We start from the raw sequence: 19563 nt of genomic DNA on the forward strand, positions 1-19563 counted from the left end.
CCGCCCCGGCCCATGCGCCCGCGCCCGGCCGGTCGACGACGCACCGCGGTGCCCGCCCCGGTGCCCGCGTCAGCCGCCCGGATGCCAGGTGGCCGCCGCCCGGCCCAGCCGGTCGTTGATCGCCCGACCCACCCCGACGTCCGGCACGCGCTCGGCCAAGATCTCGGTCACCCCCGCCGCGTCGAGCCGGTGCAGCGCGTCGAACAGCCGCGCCGCCGCCACCGTGAGGTCCCCGGCCGGCGACAGCACCTCGACCGCCGCCCAGCCACCGCCCGCCGGTCGCTCCCGGAAGGCCAGCAGTCCCCGCCGGCCGCCGTCGCCGGCCGCCGGCCCCGTCCCCTCGACCACCCGCAGCGGGGTACGCGGGGCGTAGTGCGCGGCCAGCGTCCCGGGCGCCACCGGCTGGCCGGAGCTGCCCGGCCGTACGGTCACCGGCCCGACCGCCTCCGCCAGCGCCTCCACCGGCAGCGCGCCCAGCCGCAGCACCACCGGGTGCTCCCCCCGGGCGTCCACGATGGTCGACTCGATCCCGCACCGGGTCGGCCCCCCGTCCAGCACCACGTCCACCGCCCCGCCGAGCCCCGCCACCACGTGCTCCGCCCGCGTGGGGCTGAGCTGGCCGAACCGGTTCGCGCTCGGCGCGGCCACCGGCACGCCCGCCGCGCGGATCAGCGCCCGCGCCGACGTCTCGTCGGGCACCCGCACGGCCATCGTCTCCAACCCGGACGTGACGATCGGCGGAATGGCCGCCGGTCGGTCCACGATCAGCGTCAGCGGGCCCGGCCAGAAGCGCTCCGCCAGCGCCGCCACGGCCGGGGGCACCGCCCCCACCAGGGCGGAGAGGTCAGCGGCGTCGGCCAGGTGGGTGATCAGCGGGTCGAAGCTCGGCCGCTGCTTCGCCTCGAAGATCCTGGCCGCCGCGCGGGCGTCGAGCGCGTTCGCGCCCAGCCCGTAGACGGTCTCCGTGGGAAACGCCACGAGCCCCCCGGACCGCAGGACGGAGGCGGCTTCGGCGATGCCGCCCTCGGCGGGCAGGACACGCGGGGTTCCGGTACTCACCCGTCGACGCTAACGCGCGTGCGACGGCAGGACCGCCGCCGGGGTGGGCCGGCCCGTCGCGTCGGTTTCGCAGCTGGTGCAGATCGCTCGCCGAACGTACCTGACCTGCGCTCGATGCCAACTCGGACCTACTCGGCACCTGCCGCAGGCGAGAGCGCCGGCAATCCATCGCCTCTGCGCGCGGCGAGGAAGCGGGTGACGACAACACCGGCACTCGCCGCGGCGGCAACCCACACGATCAACCGCGTCCAGTTCGCCGCCGAACTCATGACCAGGATGCCCTCCCCGGGCGGCAGCACGATCATCTGCACGGCCGCCCCGACCGGGACCGTCAGCCCCGCGAGCAGACCGATCACCCCGGGACGCCCGATGTACGCACCCACAGCACCGAGAGCCGCACCGCAGATCGCGCTGCCGAGCCACCAGAACAGCATCTCGCTTTGATACAGGGCAAACGGCTCCTGCCGGAGGACCGAGTCCATGCCGTAGTACGCCGTCGTGGCCGAGATCAATGCCAGAACGCCGGCGACAGCCCCTCGGGCCCGTGACCCAGCCAGCCAACCCACGGCCACCGCCAGTCCTGCCCATGCCCAACCAGCATCCAGCAGCAGGCTCGCGATCTGTGCGGCCCGAGCCCAGCCCGTGTCCGCTATCCGGCCTCCGACCGGTGTGAACGGCGAGGCCAGCGCATTGCTGAGGGAACTGACCGCACCGAAGCCCGCCCCGAGCGCAAGAACGCCGACCAGCCTGCCCACGATCATCACTGCGCGAGGATACGCAGGGCTCGTTGAACCGCGTCAAGAATCTTGAATCGTCGGCGACGCGCCGAAGCTCGGCGGGCTGGCCGAGGTCTCGTCGAAATGGAGTAGGGCCTGTCAGGCGACGAGCAGTTGTTGGAGACGTTCGATGGTGCCGCGCTGCTCGTCAAGCTCCTCGATCCGCTCCCGAACCGCCTCCATGTGGTCCTGCAGGTACTCGGCGACGCAGGCGTGCAGCCGTGCGCCGTCATCGACGAAGCAGGGCATGACCTGTGACACCACGGCGAGGGGCAGGCCGGCGTCGAGGAACATGCGGATGCGGCGGACGGTCTCGATCGCGTCAGGGCGGAACCGGCGGTGGTTCGTTCCGGTGCGATCCGCAGTGAGCAGGCCGTGCTGCTCGTAGTAACGCAGGGCTCGAACGCTCACGCCGGTGCGGTCGGAGAGCTCACCGATGCTGATCGTGTCGTCGGAGAACCCGGCCATGACGATTCCTTCCGCAGAGCGACTTGCATCTGACACTAGCGTCAGCACCTACCGTCCTGGCCATGACGACAGCAACGACCGCGACGACGACCCCTGACCACTCGTTCCTGCTCGGCGACGACCTGCCGGTGCGACGCATCGGGCTCGGAACGATGCGCCTGACCGACGCCACCGGCGACGGCACCCAGGCCGGCGCGCAGATCTGGCGAGCGCCCGCCGATCCCTCTGGCGCGATCGGGCTGCTGCGCCGCGCCGTGGAACTCGGGGTGCAGCTCATCGACACCGCCGACGCGTACGCCCTCGGCGAGGGCGAGGAGCTGATCGCCCGGGCACTCCACCCGTACTCCGACGGTTTGGTGATCGCCACGAAGGTCGGCAACGTGCGACCCACGCCGACCGAGTGGGTACCCCTGGGGCATCCGGCCTACCTGCGGCAGCAGGTCGAGCTGAGCCTGCGCCGCCTCCGCGTGGAGAGGATCGACCTGCTCCAGCTCCACCGCCTCGACCCCGACTATCCGATCGCCGACCAGGTCGGCGCGCTCGCCCAGCTACGCGAGGAAGGCAAGATCCGCCACATCGGCCTCTCCGAGGTCACCGTGGACGAACTCGAGGAGGCCCGCCGCACCGCTCCGATCGCCGCGGTGCAGAACCTCTACAACCTCGCCGCCCGCGACCACGACCCGGTGGTTGACCACAGCGCGGGCGCGGGCATCGCGTTCCTCCCGTTCTTTCCCCTGGCCATCGGCGACCTCGCCCGCGAGGGAAGCGCGGTCGAGTCGATCGCCCGCGAGCTCGATGTCACCGCTTCCCAGGTCGCACTGGCCTGGCTCCTGCACCGCGCCCCGAACGTGCTCCCGATCCCCGGCACCACGTCCATCACGCACCTGGAACAGAACCTCGACGCTGGCAGGCTCACGCTGAGCGAGGCGCAGTTTCAGCGCATCGGAGCAACCAGCCAGGCCGGGACTCCACACGACTGACGAATCCGGGCCACGAGGATGCCGGCCGCCGATACTCTGATACCCGTGAGTGATCATGGTCTTCAGGACACCGGCGTGGTGCAGTCCTGGAACGACGAAGAGGGCTGGGGAACAGTCGCTCTCGATCACGTCGGCCTGACCGTCTGGGCGCACTACAGCCACATTGCCGCTGAAGGTTACCGAAGCCTGGCACCGGGCCAGCAGGTGCAATGCCGCTACGATGTCCCAGGCCAGGACGGTTATCCAGCCAGGGCAGTCGAGGTCACCGCCCTGCAAGCCGGGCGTTAGCCAGCGCTCCCGCAGCTCCGGCTTCGGCGGTCTCCGCCTGCAGCGCCATCGCGTCCGCGGCGGGGCTGCGTGTCGCACTCCGCCGCCCACCGGTCATCGGCACCCCTCGCATCCTAGATCGCCCTGACTCCAGTGCGCTGCGCGTGCGACAGTGGTTCATGCCGTTGAGCAGGTATCACCTCAGAACTTCGATCGCCGTGTCCGACATACAACGGGCGGTCGCGTTCTACGAAGGCCAACTGGGCCTACAGACGCTGCAGTCGGGCCCCAGCGCCAACATCGCCGATGGCAGCCGCGTCTATGGTTCTGGCGGCGTGGCGGCACTGAACGTGTACCAGTCGGTTACTGCTGGAAAGAGCCCGGCGACACTGGCGACATGGTACGTCGACGACATCGACCAGATCGTTGACGAGCTCGTCTCGTCCGGCGTCGAGTTCATCCGATACGACCAGTTCGAACATGACGCTAGGGGAATCACCGCTCGGGCCGGCGGTGGACGTATCGCGTGGTTCCAGGATCCGGACGGCAACACCTTCGCCCTCGAATCCGACGTCTGACGGCCGGGCGTCCACCCTCTCCTGACCGACGCTGGCTCAGCTGCGTCATCGGCTCGGTCCTGAACTCAGCGGCGGAACGTGCCAACAAGGCGACCGTCCAGCCGCAAGACCATGACTGACCTGTGCCCGTGAATCCTGCGAAGAGGAATCGCCTGTTCAGAGGCGATATTGGTGGAGCCCAGGGGACTCGAACCCCTAACCCCTGCCTTGCAAAGGCAGTGCTCTGCCAGTTGAGCTAGGGCCCCGAAGGCGGACGGAGCCGCCGGGAGCTGGCAGGCCGAGCGTCAGCGCAGGTCGGGCGCGGTGGTCGCCTCGTGCCACAGGGCGCGCTCGTCGTTGGAGTCCTTGACCTTCTTGGCGACCAGCACGGCGACGCCGACGACGCCAGCCAGAATCAGAAGCTTCTTGAACATGGGGCGACCCCTTGCGCTCGACAGACGTCGTAACGATGTGCGGTGGGGCTAGCTGGAATCGAACCAGCGACCTCAGAGTTATCAGCTCTGCGCTCTAACCGACTGAGCTATAGCCCCGCGTGGCGACGGCCAAGGTTAACCCATCCGCCCGTCGCCTCCCAAATCGGGGGTCGGCGGCCGGCCCTCGCCGCTCGCGTACCCCCGAAACTACCCGGACGCACGACGCCGGGGCGACCGCTTTCGCAGCGCGCCCCGGCGTCGGAGGCGGTCAGTCCCGCTCGGCGAGGGTCAGCTCGATCCCGCCGACCAGGTCGGCGCATACGTTGTAGACGAACGCGCCGAGGGTGGCGAGGGCGGTGAACAGCACCACGTTGACCAGGCCGATCAGCGCGGAGCTCAGGATCACGCCCTTGGCGGTGATCTGGAAGCCGCTGGTGCTCTGCCCGCCGCCGGCGTTGACCAGGTCGCCCAGGCTGTCGTTGACGCTCTGGAACACACCCATCGCGTCCAGCGCCAGGTAGAGCACCGAGGTGGCGACGACCACCACGATGAACAGGACCACGGAGACGGCGAATGCGAACTTCATCACGGACCAGGGGTCGATCCGCTTGAGGTTCAGCCGGGCCCGGCGGGGCCCGCGCGACGCGGCCGAGCTGACCGAGGTACGCGCGGCGCGTACCGCGTCACCCACCCGCGCGGCCCCGACGGCGGCCGTGCCGGCGACTCCCGGCGGCAGCCCGCCGCCGCTGGCCGGGCGGCCCGAGCCACCCGGCCGGGCGCCGTCCGGCTGGGGCTTGGTGCCGCCCCCGATCCGGGGCAGCGTGCCGGTGGACGCGCTGCTGGACGCCGACTGACCGCCGCCTGTCTTGATCGGCTGGGTCGCCGTCGGACGGGTGCCGCCGCCCGCCGCCACGGCCGGAGCCGCCGCGGAGGTGGGCGCGTCGACGCCGGATGTCTCGGTCTTCTCCTCCGCCCCCGAATCGTCGCCGGGGGAGTCCGGTGGCGGTGCCATGCCCGGGGCCCGGGTGAACTTCGGGGCAGGCGCGTCGGCGGGGACCGTTGCCCGGCCCACGACCGCGCGGCCGGTCGCTGGTGCGCCGCCCTTGGCGGCGGCCTCCTCGTCGACCGGTTTGGCCGAGGTCCCCTTGTTCCCCGACTTCGCCTGTGTCTCCGTCATCAACTAGTCCTGTTCGTCAGGCTCGTCGGCATTGCGAGCAATCGCCACGATAGTCACGCCGTCCGGGAGGTCCATCAGCTTGACCCCCATTGTGTTCCGGTCCCGGGTACGGCGTACAGGCTTCACCGGAGTCCGGATGACGCCACCGTTGCTGGTGATGGCGAACAGCTCGTCGTCCGGGTGGATCACCACAGCGCCGACCAGACCACCGCGGCGCTCGGTGATCTTCGCAGTCAGCACGCCCTTACCTCCCCGGCCCTGGACCGGGTATTCCTCGATCGGGGTACGTTTCGCGTATCCCCCGTTCGTCGCCACCAGAACGTCCAGGCCCTCGCGGACGACCTCCATCGCGAGCAGGACGTCCTCGTCGCTGAACCGCATGCCGATCACGCCCGACGTGGCCCGACCCATCGGCCGGAGCGCCTCGTCGGTGGCGTTGAAGCGGATCGCCTGCGCGTTCTTCGACACGAGCAGCAGGTCGTCCTCCGGCGCCACCAGGGCAGCACCGACCAGCTCGTCCTCATCGCGCAGGTTGATCGCGATGACTCCGCCGGAACGGTTGGAGTCGAACTCCTCGAGCCGCGTCTTCTTCACCAGGCCGTTCTTCGTGGCCAGTACCAGGTAGGGGGCCACCTGGTAGTTCGGGATTTCAATGATCTGCGCGATCTGCTCGTCCGCTTGGAAGGCGAGCAGATTGGCCACGTGTTGGCCCTTGGCTACCCTACTGGCCTCCGGAAGCTCGTACGCCTTGGCCCGGTACACCCGGCCCTTGTTCGTGAAGAACAGGATCCAGTCGTGTGTGGAGCAGACGAAGAAGTGGCTGACGATGTCGTCCTGCCGCAGCGTGGCCCCGCTGACGCCCTTGCCGCCGCGCCGCTGCGAGCGGTACAGGTCGACCTTCGTCCGCTTGGCGTACCCGGTGCGGGTGATGGTGACCACCACGTCCTCGCGGGCGATCAGGTCCTCCATCGAGACCTCGCCGTCGAACGGCACGATCTTCGTCCGCCGCTCGTCACCCCACTTGGCGATGATCTCGCCCAGCTCCTCCGAGACGATCCGGCGCTGCCGCTCCGGCTTGGCCAGGATGTCCTTGAGGTCGGCGATCTCCAGCTCCAGCTTGGCCAGGTCGTCGAGGATGCGCTGCCGCTCCAGGGCGGCGAGCCGGCGGAGCTGCATGTCCAGGATCGCGGTGGCCTGGATCTCGTCGATCTCCAGCAGCCGGATCAGGCCCTGCCGGGCGTCCTCGACCGTGGGCGAGCGCCGGATCAGCGCGATCACCTCGTCGAGGGCGTCCAGCGCCTTGGACAGACCGCGCAGGATGTGCGCCCGCTCCTCGGCCTTGCGCAGCCGGAAGGCCGTGCGCCGCCGGATCACCTCGATCTGGTGCTCCACGTAGTAGCGGATGAACTGGGCCAGGTTCAGCGTGCGCGGCACGCCGTCGACCAGGGCCAGCATGTTCGCGCCGAACGTCTCCTGGAGCTGGGTGTGCTTGTAGAGGTTGTTCAGCACCACCTTGGCGACCGCGTCGCGCTTGAGCACGAGCACGATCCGCATTCCCGTACGCCCGGAGGACTCGTCCCGGATGTCGGCGATGCCGGCGAGCTTGCCCTCCTTGATCAGCTCGGCGATCCGCTCGGCCAGGTTGTCCGGGTTCACCTGGTAGGGCAGCTCGCTGACCACCAGGCAGGGCCGGCCGCGCTTGTCCTCCTCGACCTCCACCACGGCCCGCATCCGGATCGAGCCGCGACCCGTCCGGTACGCGTCCTGGATCGCCTGCGTGCCGACGATCAGGCCGTGGGTCGGGAAGTCCGGGCCCTTGACGATCTCGATGAGCGCGTCGAGGGTGGTGGCCTCGTCGACGTCCGGGTTCTCCAGGCACCACTGCACGGCCGCGCCGATCTCGCGCAGGTTGTGCGGCGGGATCTTGGTGGCCATGCCGACCGCGATGCCCTCGGAGCCGTTGATCAGCAGGTTCGGGATGCGCGACGGCAGGATCGTGGGCTCCTTGGCCCGGCCGTCGTAGTTGTCCTGGAGGTCGACGGTGTCCTCGTCGATGTCCCGCAGCATCTCCATCGCCAGCGGGTCGAGCTTGCATTCGGTGTTGTGGCTGACGAAACCGTCGGAGACGAACGAGTGGTCGTCGGTGTCCACCCGGATGCTGTAGACCGGCTGCACGCCCGCGTCGGTGACGCCGACCACCTCGGCGTAGTAGAACCGGCCGTCGACCAGGGGCTCGACCACGTCGAGCACCTCGGGGTTCGTGATCCGGGCGGCGATCTCGTCGCGGTCCCGCTCCCAGCGCTCGATCCGGTCGACGTTGTGCCGACGCAGCCAGTCGCGCTCGGTCCACCGGGTCGCGCCGTGCTCGCGGATGAAGTCGCCGACCAGCGGGACGTGGTCGCCGGAGAGCGCCGTGCTGGTGGCCGGCACGTTCGCCAGCTCGGCCTCCAGCTTGGCCTGCTTGCGGCCGAGGAAGCCGACGTGGGCGGCGAAGATCCGCGCGTCGCGGCGGTTGGTGACGACGACCTTGATCTCGCCGTCGTCGTACCGGCACTGCCGGCTGACCACGCCGAACTCCAGCAGGAGCTGCTGCACCTCGCGGGCCAGCCGCTCGCTGCGGGTGGAGTACGAGACCTGGATGGTGTTGCGCGGCAGCAACGACGACGAGCCGTCGCCCTCGAAGAGCGCCTGGAGGAAGGCGCGCTTGATCGCCGCCGGGCCCTGCCAGACGAACTCGGGCACGAACTTGTCGGCGCTGCGCGCCCCGACCAGCTCGCCGAGGATGCTCGCCCGCAGCGCGGTGAGGTTTTGGATGTCGAGCTCGTGCAGCACGCTGCCCGAGGCGATCACGCGCTGGCTGACGTAGCGCGGGCCACCCACGGCGAGGTCGTAGGCGGCGAGGACCCGGACGAAGAACTCCCGGTCGACGTTGTTGAAGCCGGCCCGGTTCGCCGACACCCAGCCCTCGCTGACGAAGGCGCCCGCGAGGACGGCGGCCTCGACGTGCTCCAGCATCGGGTAGCCGATCTCGTCCGGCACCGTGCGCGCAAGGACCACCCGGTCGCCCGGGGAGATCTCGGCGAGCAGCTTCCACAGCAGCGTCGGCACGCCGGCCACGTCCACCAGGCAGAGCACCGGGTGGTTGTGGGTGCCCGTCAGCTCGTACCCCTCGCGGGTGCGCAGCCGCAGCGTGGGGTGCTCGCCGGAGTGGAAGAACTTGGAGGCGCGGACCAGGTCGCCGTTGCGGTCGCGGACCTTGAGCTCGACGTCGGTCTCGCTGCCCGGCGTCGCGCCCGGGACGAGGTCGCCGATCCGCACGCTGCCGTCGGCGGTACGAATACGGGCATCTGCGGTCAGGCAGTAACGCATCGCCGCAGCAGGATCGTTACCGGGCGAGCCGAAGTTGCCGTTGCCGTCGACCAGCGGGTAGCGCAGCGACCAGGGCTGCGCCATCCGGACCAGCGCGTCGTAGATGGCCGAGTCGCCGTGCGGGTGGAACTGACCCATCACGTCGCCGACGACCCGGGAGCACTTCACGTAGCCGCGGTCCGGCCGGTAGCCGGAGTCGAACATCGCGTAGAGGATCTTGCGGTGGACCGGCTTGAGCCCGTCCCGGACGTCCGGCAGCGCCCGCCCGACGATGACGCTCATCGCGTAGTCGAGGTAGGAGCGCTGCATCTCCACCTCGAGCCCGACCGGCTCGATGCGGTCGTGCGCCACGACTGCCGCAGTGGCGGCCTCGGGGACCTCGGGCTCGCTCGGGGTGGACTCGGGGGTATCGGTCACTGTTAACCCTTATCAGAATCAGAGTCGGTTTCGTGCTGTGGATAACCGCTGTGGAAACCGGCCGCACTGTGGATAACCCTGTGGATCGACGGGGACACCGGCGGGCCGCCCGGGCGGCCCGCCGGGTCGTCAGATGTCCAGGAAGCGGACGTCCTTGGCGTTGCGCTGGATGAAGGAGCGTCGCGCCTCGACGTCCTCACCCATCAGCACGCTGAACAGCTCGTCCGCGACCGCCGCGTCGTCCAGGGTCACCTGGCGCAGGGTGCGCGTCGCCGGGTTCATCGTGGTCTCCCAGAGCTCCGGGTAGTTCATCTCGCCGAGGCCCTTGAACCGCTGGATGTCGTCCGGCTTGGCGTTCGGCTTCTTCTGCTGGCGCAGCGCGATCAGGCCGTCCCGCTCCCGGTCGGAGTACGCGTACTGGGCGTCGTCGCCCTTCTTGTTCCACTTGATCTTGTAGAGCGGCGGGGCCGCCAGGTAGACGTGCCCCAGCTCGACCAGGGGCCGCATGAAGCGGAACAGCAGGGTGAGCAGCAGCGTCTGGATGTGCTGGCCGTCGACGTCGGCGTCGGCCATCAGCACCGTCTTGTGGTACCGCAGCTTGTCGATGTCGAAGTCGTCGTGGATGCCGGTGCCCAGCGCGGTGATCAGCGCCTGGACCTCGGCGTTCTTCAGCACCCGGTCGATCCGGGCCTTCTCCACGTTGAGGATCTTGCCGCGGATCGGCAGGATCGCCTGGGTGCGCGGGTCGCGGCCCTGCTTGGCCGACCCTCCCGCCGAGTCGCCCTCGACGATGAAGACCTCGGACTCGCGCGGGTCGGTGGACTGGCAGTCGGCCAGCTTGCCGGGCATCGAGCCGGACTCCAGCAGCGACTTGCGCCGGGCCAGCTTGCGCGCCTGCTGGGCGGCGATGCGGGCGCGCGCCGCCTGGGACGCCTTCTGAATGATAATCTTCGCCTCGGCCGGGTTCCGGTCGAACCAATCCACCAGCCACTCGTTGCAGACCCGTTGGACGAAGCTCTTCACCGGGGTGTTGCCGAGCTTGGTCTTGGTCTGCCCCTCGAACTGCGGGTTGGCCAGCTTGACCGAGATGATCGCGGCCAGCCCCTCCCGGATGTCCTCGCCCGAGAGCTTCTCGTCGCCCTTGAGCAGCTTCTTCTCCGCGCCGTAGCGGTTGACCACGCTGGTCAGCGCGGCCCGGAAGCCCTCCTCGTGGGTGCCGCCCTCGTGGGTGTTGATCGTGTTGGCGAAGGTGTAGACCGACTCGCCGTACGACTCGTTCCACTGCATGGCGATCTCAACCGACATGCCCTCCTCCTCGGCGCCGAACTCGACCACCGTCTTGTGGATCGGGGTCTTCGAGGCGTTGAGGTGCCGGACGAAGTCGGCGATGCCGCCCTTGTAGCAGAAGGTGACCTCGCGGGGCTTGCCCTCCTCGCCGTCCTCGACCCGCTCGTCGAGCAGGTGGATGGAGAGGCCGCGGTTGAGGAAGGCCATCTCCTGGAGGCGGCGGTAGATGGTCTGGAAGTCGAAGTGAGTGGTCTCGAAGACGTCGGGGTCGGGCCAGAAGGCGACGGCCGAGCCGGTGCGGTCGGTGGTCTCGCCCTTCTCCAGCGGGTTCGGCTTCGAGTTGGCGTACTGCTGCCGCCAGACGAAGCCGGACTTGTGGATCTCCACCGCCATCCTGGTGGAGAGGGCGTTCACGACCGACACGCCGACGCCGTGCAGACCGCCGGATACGGCGTACGCCTTGCCGTCGAACTTGCCGCCGGCGTGCAGCACGGTGAGCGCCACCTCGACGCCGGGCTTCTTCAACTTGGGGTGCAGGTCGACCGGGAAGCCACGGCCGTTGTCGGTCACCCGGACCCCGCCGTCGGCCAGCAGCACCACGTCGATGGTGTCGCAGTGACCGGCCAGCGCCTCGTCGACCGCGTTGTCGACGACCTCCCACACGAGGTGGTGCAGACCGCGCTCGCCGGTCGACCCGATGTACATGCCCGGCCGCTTGCGGACCGCCTCGAGCCCCTCGAGGACGGTGATCGACTCGGCGCCGTACTCCTGCTTGTCCTGCGCTGCCACCCTCGGCCACTTTCTCGCGCCGCCGGTGCCGGGAAGCGGCACGTCGGGCGCGGGTTCGGCGGACAGGACGCGACGTCGGCGCGCGGGCCGCCGCCGGAGCGATCCGGTGCGGCCCGTGACGCCGGTCGCCGCGGTTGCCCGCGGATCGCGATCGGCTCGACCCGACGTGGAACAATGATCGCGGGCCCGTGGCGGGCCCGTGTCCGTCGTTCCGTGTCGAGTCTTCGTCTCACCCCCAATCTTACTGTGCGCGAACGACAGAACCGCCACTCGGCACCCCTTCGCGGCGGCTGAGAACTCCGTAGCGGGCCGAACCGCGCCACCCACGGATCCCCCCACACGGCTCCCCCGGATCGCGGGGCCGCACCGCCGGGGGCGGGGGTCGCGGGGAATCGGGGTTGGGCGTACCTTTGCGGCGCCCAGCGTGGTCCGTCTTGATCTTTTCCGGTCGGAACCGGACGATCGACGGCGAACGCTCCGACACGTGCTCTCAAGGGGTGACACCAGATGGGGCTGGACAACGTCGCGGTGCACTGGCCGCGGACCGGCCGCTTCTACGACCCGGTCGCGCCGGCCGAGTTCGTCGACTTCGGCGAGATCGTCGACCTGCCGCGGATCTCCGCGCCGACGGCGGCCCTCGCGGAACACATCGCCAAGACCGGCACGGTGCGGGCGACGGCCTACACCGAGCTGGTCGACCTCCTGCTCGGGCTGGAGAATGTGCTCTACGCCACGGACGCGGCGGCCGAGGACGAGGACCCGGTGATCGACCCGGACGGCTGCTCCTGGATCGCGGGCGGCATCGAGCGCTTCGTGGCCGGGCACCGCCCGCACGGGGAGACGGTCGACTTCGACTCGGTCAGCGCGGTGCTGCGCGAGCTGCTCGCCGACGGCCGCCTCGCCGAGCAGCAGTTGCGCTGGCTGGGCACCCGGCTCGACGCCCTGCGCGACGACAACGGCGACCCGCCGCAGTGGGACTTCACCTGCCCCGAGCTGAGCGTGCTGGCCGCCTTCTACCGCCGCTGCGCCGAGCGCGGCTTCGCCGTCTACGCCGACGCGTGACCGGGCCGACCGGGTCGCCCGCGATCACCTCGTGTACCAATTGGGGGTGCGGAGGCGCCTCGACGGCGCCGAGGGGGAGGTCAGGCGGATGAGCGGCGACGAGCAGGTTGGCGACTCCTCGGGTAAGGGCGGCCGGCTCATGGGCTGGGTGTTCCGCAACCTCGCCGGCCCGTCCGAGGTGCAGGGAGCGGTGCAGGGCGGCTCGCAGCACGCCCGGGACGCCTGGAAGCAGGACTTGGAGCGGCGCAAGCAGTGGAGCCGCGAGCAGCGGGAACGCAAGCGCGCCGAGAGCGAGGCCCGGCGCGCCGGGCGCTGACCCGTCAGCCGTACGTGTCGCGGGGCCCCCGGCCCCGGACCCGGCGCGGCCCCCGCGACCAGGACGGCGCGGCCGGGCCGTGGATGTGCAGCTTGCGCACCACGTTGTGGCCCACCTCGCTGGCGATCTGCCTGATCAGGGAGGCGGCGAGCAGCCGCAACTGCGTCGCCCACGCGGTCGACCGCGCCTCCACGGTCAGCTCGCCATTCTCCAGCTTCACCGGACGGCTGTTCTGGGCCACCTCCGGGCCGACCACCCGCTCCCACGCGCCGAAGACCGTCGCCTCGGCGGCCGGCTGCTCCCAGCCGCGCGCCTTCACCAGCCGGCTCAGCACCGCGCCCAGCGGCTGCGGGTCGCGCGGATCCGGCCCCGGGCCGGAGTAGCCGCGCAGCCGCTGGCCGCCCTCACCGTCGCCCGAGACGACGCTGCGCCGCCGGGTGCGGGCCGCCGCCTCGCGTCGCGCCTTTGCGGCGTCCAGCACCGCCCGGGCCAGTTCCGGCCCGGCCGCCCCGGCGGGAGCGCCGTCGCCGTCGGCCGGGCCGTCGGGCCGTCCGGCCGGGCCCGCCGTGGGGCTACCGTCGCGCCGACCCGCGCGGCGCGCGTCGGGCGCGCCCTCGGCGGGGGTACGCCCCCGGCGCTCGGGCCCGAGGCGGGCCGGCGGGAGGTCCGGCTCATCCGACACGGCGCACCGTCCCCTCGCCCACCCGGTACCGGACGCCGCGCAGGCCGGCGGGCACGTCGTCGTCCACGGCGCAGGTGACCAGCAGTTGGCTGGCCCCGCCGACCAGCTCCGCGAGCCGTTCCCGGCGGCCCGCGTCCAGCTCGGCGAAGACGTCGTCGAGCACCAGCACCGGCTCGATGCCGTCGGCGCGGAGCAGGTCGTACCCGGCCAGCCGCAGGGCCAGCGCGAACGACCAGGACTCGCCGTGGCTGGCGTACCCCTTGGCGGGCAGCGGGCCGAGGGTAAGGACCAGGTCGTCGCGGTGCGGGCCGACCAGCGTGGTGCCCCGTTCCACCTCGGCGCCACGGGACTCGGCCAGCGCCGCGCTCAGCGCCGCGGCCAGCGCCTCCCGGTCCGGGCCGGGGTCGGTCAGCTCCACCGACGGCCGGTACGCGATGGCCGCCGCCCCGTGCCCGGCCGCCACCGCGTCGTACGCCTTCGTGACGTGCGGGGTGAGCGCGGCGACCAGCTCCAGCCGGCCGGCGAGCAGCTCGGCCCCGTGCCGGGCCAGGTGGGTGTCCCAGACCGCGAGGGTGGACAGGTCGCCCCCGCGCGAGCCGCCCGTCTTGCGGGCCAGGTACGCGGTGCGCAGCAGGGCGTTGCGCTGCTTGACCACCCGCTCGTAGTCGGCGCGCACGCCGGCGTACCGGGGCTGGCGGCTGACCAGCAGGTCGTCGAGGTAGCGGCGGCGCTCGGCCGGGTCGCCCCGGACGAGTTCCAGGTCCTCCGGGGCGAACAGCACCAGCCGCAGCGCGCCGAGCACGTCCCGGGCCCGCCGGGCCGGCGACCGCCCCAGCCGGGCCCGGTTGGCCTTGCCGGGGACGATCTCCAGCTCGACGAGCAGCTCCCGCCCGTCGTGCGCCACGGCGCAGCGGATCACCGCCGAGGAGGCGCCCATCCGGACCAGGGGGGCGTCCGTGGCGACCCGGTGCGAGTCCAGGGTCGCCACGTAGCCCAGCGCCTCGACGAGGTTGGTCTTGCCCACGCCGTTGGCGCCGACCAGCACGTTCGGGCCGGGCTCCAGGTCGACGCCGACCCGCTCGTACGAGCGGAAGTCGACCAGTTCGAGCCGGCGGACGTACACAGGTGGGTTGCTGCCGCTCAGCGCTTGCGGACGGCGTGCCCGCCGAACTGCTGGCGCAGGGCGGCGACGGCCTTCATCGCGGGCGAGTCGTCCTGCCGGGAGGCGAAGCGGGCGAACAGCGACGCGGTGATGACGTTCAGCGGCACGGCGAGCCGGACCGCCTCGTCGACCGTCCAGCGGCCCTCGCCGGTGTCCTCGGTGTAGCCGCTCAGCTCGGCCAGCTCCGGGTCCTCGTCGAGGGCCCGGTCGAGCAGGTCGAGCAGCCAGGAGCGGACCACCGTGCCCTCGCGCCAGGACTTGAACACGCCCGGCACGTTGGTCACGATCTCGGACTTGGCCAGCAGCTCGTAGCCCTCGGCGTAGGCGTGCATCAGGCCGTACTCGATGCCGTTGTGCACCATCTTCGCGTAGTGGCCGGCACCGACCGGACCGGCGTGCACGAAGCCGAACTCGCCGGCCGGCTTGAGCGCCTCGAAGATCGGCATGAGCCGGTCGACGTGCTCCTGCGCGCCGCCGACCATCAGGGCGTACCCGTTCTGCTTGCCCCAGACGCCGCCGGAGACGCCGACGTCGAGGTAGCCGATGCCCTGCTCGGCGAGCCGCTGCGCGCGGGGCGCGTCGTCGCTGAACCGCGAGTTGCCGCCGTCGATGATGATGTCGCCCTCGCCGAGGAGGCCGGCGAGCTCGTCGATGGTCGCGTCGGTGACACCGGCCGGGACCATCACCCAGACGGCGCGGGGCCCGTCGAGCTTCTCGGCCAGCTCGGCCAGGCTGGCGACGTCGCTGATCTCGGCGTTGCGGTCGTAGCCGACGACCTCGTGCCCGGCGGCGCGCAGCCGCTCGCGCATGTTGCCGCCCATCCGGCCGAGTCCTACCAGGCCGAGCTGCATCTGTTCCTACCTTCGCTGCGTCTGGGTCAGGGGTGCGATCAGCGGGAGACGCGGATCGGCATGATGAGGTACCGGTACCCGGGGATGACCTCGCCATCCTCGCCCGCCGGAGAGATCACGGCCGGCTTGAAGGCGTCGACGAACGCGAGCAGCGCGAACTGCGCGCCCAGGTTCGACAGGCCGTCGATCAGGTACTGCGGGTTGAAGCCGATGGTCAGCGGGTCGCCGGTGAAGGTGGCGTCCATGGCCTCGCTGGCCCGGGCCTCCTCGGTGCCGCCGGCCTCGACGACCAGCCCGTCGGAGCTGAAGCTGAGCAGCACCGGGGTGGTGCGCTCGGCGACGAGCGCGACGCGCTTCACGACCTCGATGAGGGTGCTGACCGCGACCCGGGCCTCGGCGTTGTGGCTGCTGGGGAAGAGCGAGCGCACCGGCGGGTAGTTGGCCCCGTCGAGCAGCCGGCTGGTGGTGCGGCGGGTGCCGCCGGAGAAGCCGATCATGCCCTCGCCGGCCGCGCCCTGGGAGAGCGCCATCGTGACGTGGCCGCCGAGCGGGCCGAGGGCCTTGGCGGTGTCGTGCAGGGTGCGGGCGGGCACCAGGGCGTTGATGCTCACCTCGGGGTCGTCCGGGTTCCACTCCATCTCGCGCAGGGCGAGCCGGTACCGGTCGGTGGCGAGCATGGCCAGGTTGCCGCCGGAGAGCTCGATGCGCACGCCGGTCATCATCGGCAGCGTCTCGTCCCGGCCGGCGGCCACGGCGACCTGGGCGACCGCGGCGGCGAACGCGGCGGCGTCGACCGTGCCGGCGCTCTCGGGCATCTCGGGCAGGGAGGGGTAGTCCTCCACCGGCATGGTGGGGAGGGTGAACCGCGCGCTGCCGCAGACCAGCTCCAGGTGCGCGCCGACCGCGGCGATGTCCACCGGCTTGGCCGGCAGCGCCTTGGTGATCTCGGCAAGCAGCCGGCCGGAGACCAGCGCGGCGCCGTCGGCGTCGCCCTGCACCTCGACGGTCACCTGGCTGGAGACCTCGTAGTCGAAGCCGGAGACGTGCAGGTGCCCGTCGGTCACCCGGAGCATCACGCCGGCCAGGACCGGTACGGACGGCCGGTTGGGCAGGCTCTTCGCGGTCCACGCCACGGCCTCGGCGAGCGCGTCGCGCTCCACTCGGAACTTCATCAATGCCTCCGCGTCGACGTCAGCGACAACTCTCTCATGCCGACCGCTGCCCACCGTCCCGCCCGACCGTGCGGGTACCCATCGCACCTTAGGGCGCGAGGGCATCGGCTGTGCGTCCGGCCCCGTGGATCGCGTCGGTGCCGACCGGCTCTGCCGGGCCGCGACGAGGCGATCCACAGGAAGTCCAACGGTGATGATTGGTTTTTGTTCTCTTAGAAGAACAAACCCATCGTCTTCATCGCACCTGTGCAAACTGTGGAAAACCCGCGTCTGCCCAGGTCAGAAGGTTATCCACCGGTGGTTTACCTGTGGAGAACCCGGGGTATAACTCGCCCCCTCATCCACAGGCCCGTCCCGTCCACCGGGTTATCCACCGCTGTCCACCGGTTATCCACCGGTTATCCACCGACTTTCTCCCCAGGTCTGTGGACAGAGCGGCCCGCCTCGGACGCCGTTGTCCCCAGAACCTTCAACAGGAAATTCACAGGCGGCCCAGGATCGGTGGACAACGGCGGCTCTGTCCCCAGCCGTCCACAGGTCCGTCCCCAGAGTTTGTCCACAGTCTGTGGGTAACCGGGTCGAGGCGGACCGTAGTTATCCACAGATGTGGACAACCGGCTGTGGACAAGATGTGGAAGCTGTGGACGGGCACGACCCGATTCTGGGGGCTCAACCGGGTCGAGGGTCCACGCGAAGCGGCCCGGCACGTCCTGTGGACAGCCGGGCCGAACGGGGAAAGTGACCGGGCTCACCCGGTGGGGACGCCGTCCGGCCCGCGCGCTCGGCCCGGACGGGTACGGCTCAGGCGGTCTGCTTGATCCGGTTGGTCAGCTCGGCGATCTGGTTGTACAGCGAGCGGCGCTCCGCCATCTGCTGGCGGATCTTCCGGTCGGCGTGCATGACCGTGGTGTGGTCCCGGCCGCCGAACGCCTGCCCGATGCGGGGCAGGGAGAGGTCCGTCAGCTCCCGGCACAGGTACATGGCGACCTGGCGGGCGTTGACCAGCACCCGCGAGCGGGAGTGCCCCCGCAGGTCCTCCAGGCTGACGCCGAAGTAGTCGGCGGTGGAGACCATGATCTGGTCGGCGGTGATCTCCGGCCCGGCGCCGTCGGGGATGAAGTCCCGCAGCACCTCCTCGGCCAGCGACAGCTCCACCGTCGACCGGGTGAGGCTGGCGAACGCGGTGACCCGGATGAGCGCCCCCTCCAGCTCCCGGATCGAGTTCGACACCCGGGACGCGATGAACTCCAGTACGTCCGGCGGCGCGTACAGGCGCTCCTGGGCCGCCTTCTTCTGGAGGATCGCGATGCGGGTCTCCAGGTCCGGCGGCTGGATGTCGGCCAGCAGGCCCCACTCGAACCGGGTGCGCAGCCGGTCCTCCAGCGTCGCGAGCTGCTTCGGCGACCGGTCGGAGGTGATGACGATCTGCTTGTTCGCGTTGTGCAGCGTGTTGAAGGTGTGGAAGAACTCCTCCTGGGTCCGCTCGCGGTTCTCCAGGAACTGGATGTCGTCGATCAGCAGGATGTCGACGTCGCGGTAGCGGCGCTGGAACGCGCTGGTCTTGTCGTCGCGCAGCGAGTTGATGAAGTCGTTCGTGAACTCCTCGGTCGAGACGTACCGGACCGAGCGGGCGTTGCCCAGCGTCGTGGCGTAGTGCCCGATGGCGTGCAGCAGGTGCGTCTTGCCCAGCCCCGAGCTGCCGTAGATGAACAGCGGGTTGTACGCCTTGGCCGGCGACTCGGCCACGGCGACCGAAGCCGCGTGCGCGAACCGGTTCGACGAGCCGATGACGAACGTCTCGAACATGTACTTCGGGTTCAGCCGGTTCCCGCCGGCCTCCACGCCCCCGGGCAGCCGCCGGTCGTCCCGGCCGCCCGGTCGGTGATCCACGCCACCGCGCCCCGGGCCGCTGTCGGTGCCGCCGTCGCGCGGCAGGCGTTGTCCGGCGACGGGGGCGACCCCGTCGGCGTACCGGCGCTCGAAGTGCCCGGCGTCCCCGCCCGTGGCGATCCGGCCGCGCTCCTCGAAGCCCCGCCGCTCGGGGTCCGGCAGCCCCGGGCCCGCCGGCTCGGCGAAGGCGGCGCTGAACAGGGCCCCCTGGGCGTCGCGGCTGCCCGGGACGAACCCGGGCCGCTGGTCGTCGTCGGCCGGTGCGGGCCGGATGGCCTCCGGTCCGGGCTCCCCCGCCCCCCGGACCGGGTGGCCGGCGTCGTCGCGCTCCGGGTGACCCGTGCCGTCACGGCCCGCCCGCCCCGGTGGCCCGTGGTCGGCGTGGTCCAGCTCACCCCGGCCGGGGTAGTCCGGCGGGGGGAAGCCCGGCTCCGGCTCGTGCCGGTCTCCCACCGGGCCGTCGTAGCTCCGCGAATCGAATGCGGGCGGCCCGTCGAGACCCGGCGGCCCGGAGGGGGTCACCTCGGGAACGCTGCGGTAGACCGTGCCGGCCGGCCGGCCGACCGCGTCCTCGGCGACCCGGACGGTCACCGCCACCTGGATCGGCCGACCCAGCCGGCGGGTCAGCGCCTCGGTGATGGCGGGCCGCAGCCGGGACTCGATCACGTCCCGGGTGAAGGCGTCCGGCACGGAGAGCAGAGCGGTGTCCTCCACGATCGCGCGGAGGCGGGTGAGCCGCAGGTACGCGCGTTGCTGGGCGGAGATGATCTCGTCGGCGAGCTCGTCCGTCGCCGCCGTCCACACCGCGGCAAGGTCGGTCGTACCGGCCACCGTCGTGCCACCCCCTC

The 19563-nt window shown here is 71.1% G+C and carries 17 protein-coding genes and 2 tRNA genes; 5 read left to right on the forward strand and 14 right to left on the reverse strand.

The genetic code is table 11. The features are described 5' to 3' along the window. Positions 1-69: 69 nt before the first annotated feature. The 3 genes from LPU43_RS05160 to LPU43_RS05170 form a co-directional block, all read right to left on the reverse strand. Positions 70-1035 (reverse strand): L-threonylcarbamoyladenylate synthase, encoded by a 966-nt coding sequence (locus LPU43_RS05160; RefSeq protein WP_229399328.1) that lies wholly within the window; start codon positions 1033-1035, stop codon positions 70-72. A gap of 152 nt (positions 1036-1187) precedes the next feature. Further along, complete coding sequence (locus LPU43_RS05165) at positions 1188-1823, reverse strand: hypothetical protein (protein ID WP_229399051.1); 636 nt, start codon at positions 1821-1823, stop codon at positions 1188-1190. Between the two features lie 111 nt (positions 1824-1934). Continuing rightward, positions 1935-2303, reverse strand: coding sequence for a MerR family transcriptional regulator (locus LPU43_RS05170; RefSeq protein WP_229399052.1), 369 nt, complete (start codon positions 2301-2303; stop codon positions 1935-1937). Positions 2304-2365: 62 nt separating this feature from the next. Between LPU43_RS05170 and LPU43_RS05175 the strand changes: the two genes are divergently transcribed. The 3 genes from LPU43_RS05175 (at position 2366) to LPU43_RS05185 (ending at position 4128) form a co-directional block, all read left to right on the forward strand. Next, on the forward strand, positions 2366-3283 hold the full coding sequence (locus LPU43_RS05175) for an aldo/keto reductase (RefSeq protein ID WP_229399053.1): 918 nt from the start codon (positions 2366-2368) through the stop codon (positions 3281-3283). A 45-nt stretch (positions 3284-3328) separates the two neighbouring features. Beyond that, positions 3329-3571, forward strand: a complete 243-nt coding sequence (locus LPU43_RS05180) for a cold-shock protein (RefSeq protein ID WP_229399054.1) — start codon at positions 3329-3331, stop codon at positions 3569-3571. Positions 3572-3714: 143 nt separating this feature from the next. Beyond that, positions 3715-4128, forward strand: a complete 414-nt coding sequence (locus tag LPU43_RS05185; RefSeq protein ID WP_229399055.1) for a VOC family protein — start codon at positions 3715-3717, stop codon at positions 4126-4128. A gap of 169 nt (positions 4129-4297) precedes the next feature. On the opposite strand, the gene LPU43_RS05190 is transcribed toward LPU43_RS05185, so the two are convergent. The 6 genes from LPU43_RS05190 to gyrB form a co-directional block, all read right to left on the reverse strand. After that, positions 4298-4373, reverse strand: a tRNA-Ala gene (locus LPU43_RS05190). 39 nt (positions 4374-4412) lie between these two features. Beyond that, positions 4413-4541, reverse strand: a complete 129-nt coding sequence (locus LPU43_RS05195) for a DLW-39 family protein (RefSeq protein WP_229399056.1) — start codon at positions 4539-4541, stop codon at positions 4413-4415. Positions 4542-4584: 43 nt separating this feature from the next. After that, positions 4585-4658: transfer RNA gene (locus LPU43_RS05200), tRNA-Ile, on the reverse strand. A 151-nt stretch (positions 4659-4809) separates the two neighbouring features. After that, complete coding sequence (locus LPU43_RS05205; protein ID WP_229399057.1) at positions 4810-5718, reverse strand: DUF3566 domain-containing protein; 909 nt, start codon at positions 5716-5718, stop codon at positions 4810-4812. A 3-nt stretch (positions 5719-5721) separates the two neighbouring features. Next, entirely contained in the window at positions 5722-9396 is a 3675-nt protein-coding gene (gene gyrA / locus LPU43_RS05210; RefSeq protein WP_373321659.1) for an intein-containing DNA gyrase subunit A, read from the reverse strand. A gap of 237 nt (positions 9397-9633) precedes the next feature. After that, positions 9634-11580, reverse strand: a complete 1947-nt coding sequence (gene gyrB, locus LPU43_RS05215; protein ID WP_229399059.1) for a DNA topoisomerase (ATP-hydrolyzing) subunit B — start codon at positions 11578-11580, stop codon at positions 9634-9636. 507 nt (positions 11581-12087) lie between these two features. Here gyrB and LPU43_RS05220 point away from each other — a divergent pair. Together LPU43_RS05220 and LPU43_RS05225 are read left to right on the forward strand one after the other, a co-directional pair. Beyond that, positions 12088-12642: a hypothetical protein gene (locus LPU43_RS05220; RefSeq protein WP_229399060.1), complete on the forward strand. Its 555-nt coding sequence runs from the start codon at positions 12088-12090 to the stop codon at positions 12640-12642. 46 nt (positions 12643-12688) lie between these two features. Next, positions 12689-12958, forward strand: a complete 270-nt coding sequence (locus LPU43_RS05225; protein ID WP_229399061.1) for a hypothetical protein — start codon at positions 12689-12691, stop codon at positions 12956-12958. Between the two features lie 4 nt (positions 12959-12962). On the opposite strand, the gene LPU43_RS05230 is transcribed toward LPU43_RS05225, so the two are convergent. From LPU43_RS05230 to dnaA, 5 genes are all read right to left on the reverse strand, one after another. After that, positions 12963-13640: a DciA family protein gene (locus LPU43_RS05230; protein WP_229399062.1), complete on the reverse strand. Its 678-nt coding sequence runs from the start codon at positions 13638-13640 to the stop codon at positions 12963-12965. Beyond that, positions 13630-14763: a DNA replication/repair protein RecF gene (recF, locus tag LPU43_RS05235; RefSeq protein ID WP_229399063.1), complete on the reverse strand. Its 1134-nt coding sequence runs from the start codon at positions 14761-14763 to the stop codon at positions 13630-13632. The genes LPU43_RS05230 and recF overlap by 11 nt, the downstream gene beginning before the upstream one ends. Positions 14764-14780: 17 nt before the next feature. After that, positions 14781-15653, reverse strand: coding sequence for a phosphogluconate dehydrogenase (NAD(+)-dependent, decarboxylating) (gnd, locus tag LPU43_RS05240; protein WP_229399064.1), 873 nt, complete (start codon positions 15651-15653; stop codon positions 14781-14783). A 38-nt stretch (positions 15654-15691) separates the two neighbouring features. Then, on the reverse strand, positions 15692-16825 hold the full coding sequence (gene dnaN / locus LPU43_RS05245; protein WP_229399066.1) for a DNA polymerase III subunit beta: 1134 nt from the start codon (positions 16823-16825) through the stop codon (positions 15692-15694). 801 nt (positions 16826-17626) lie between these two features. Then, positions 17627-19546 carry a chromosomal replication initiator protein DnaA gene (gene dnaA, locus LPU43_RS05250; protein WP_255684272.1) on the reverse strand — a complete coding sequence of 640 codons (1920 nt, stop codon included), beginning with the start codon at positions 19544-19546 and terminating at the stop codon, positions 17627-17629. Between the last annotated feature and the right edge of the window lie 17 nt (positions 19547-19563).

The organism is Micromonospora okii (assembly GCF_020884795.1).
Classification (GTDB): domain Bacteria; phylum Actinomycetota; class Actinomycetes; order Mycobacteriales; family Micromonosporaceae; genus Micromonospora; species Micromonospora okii.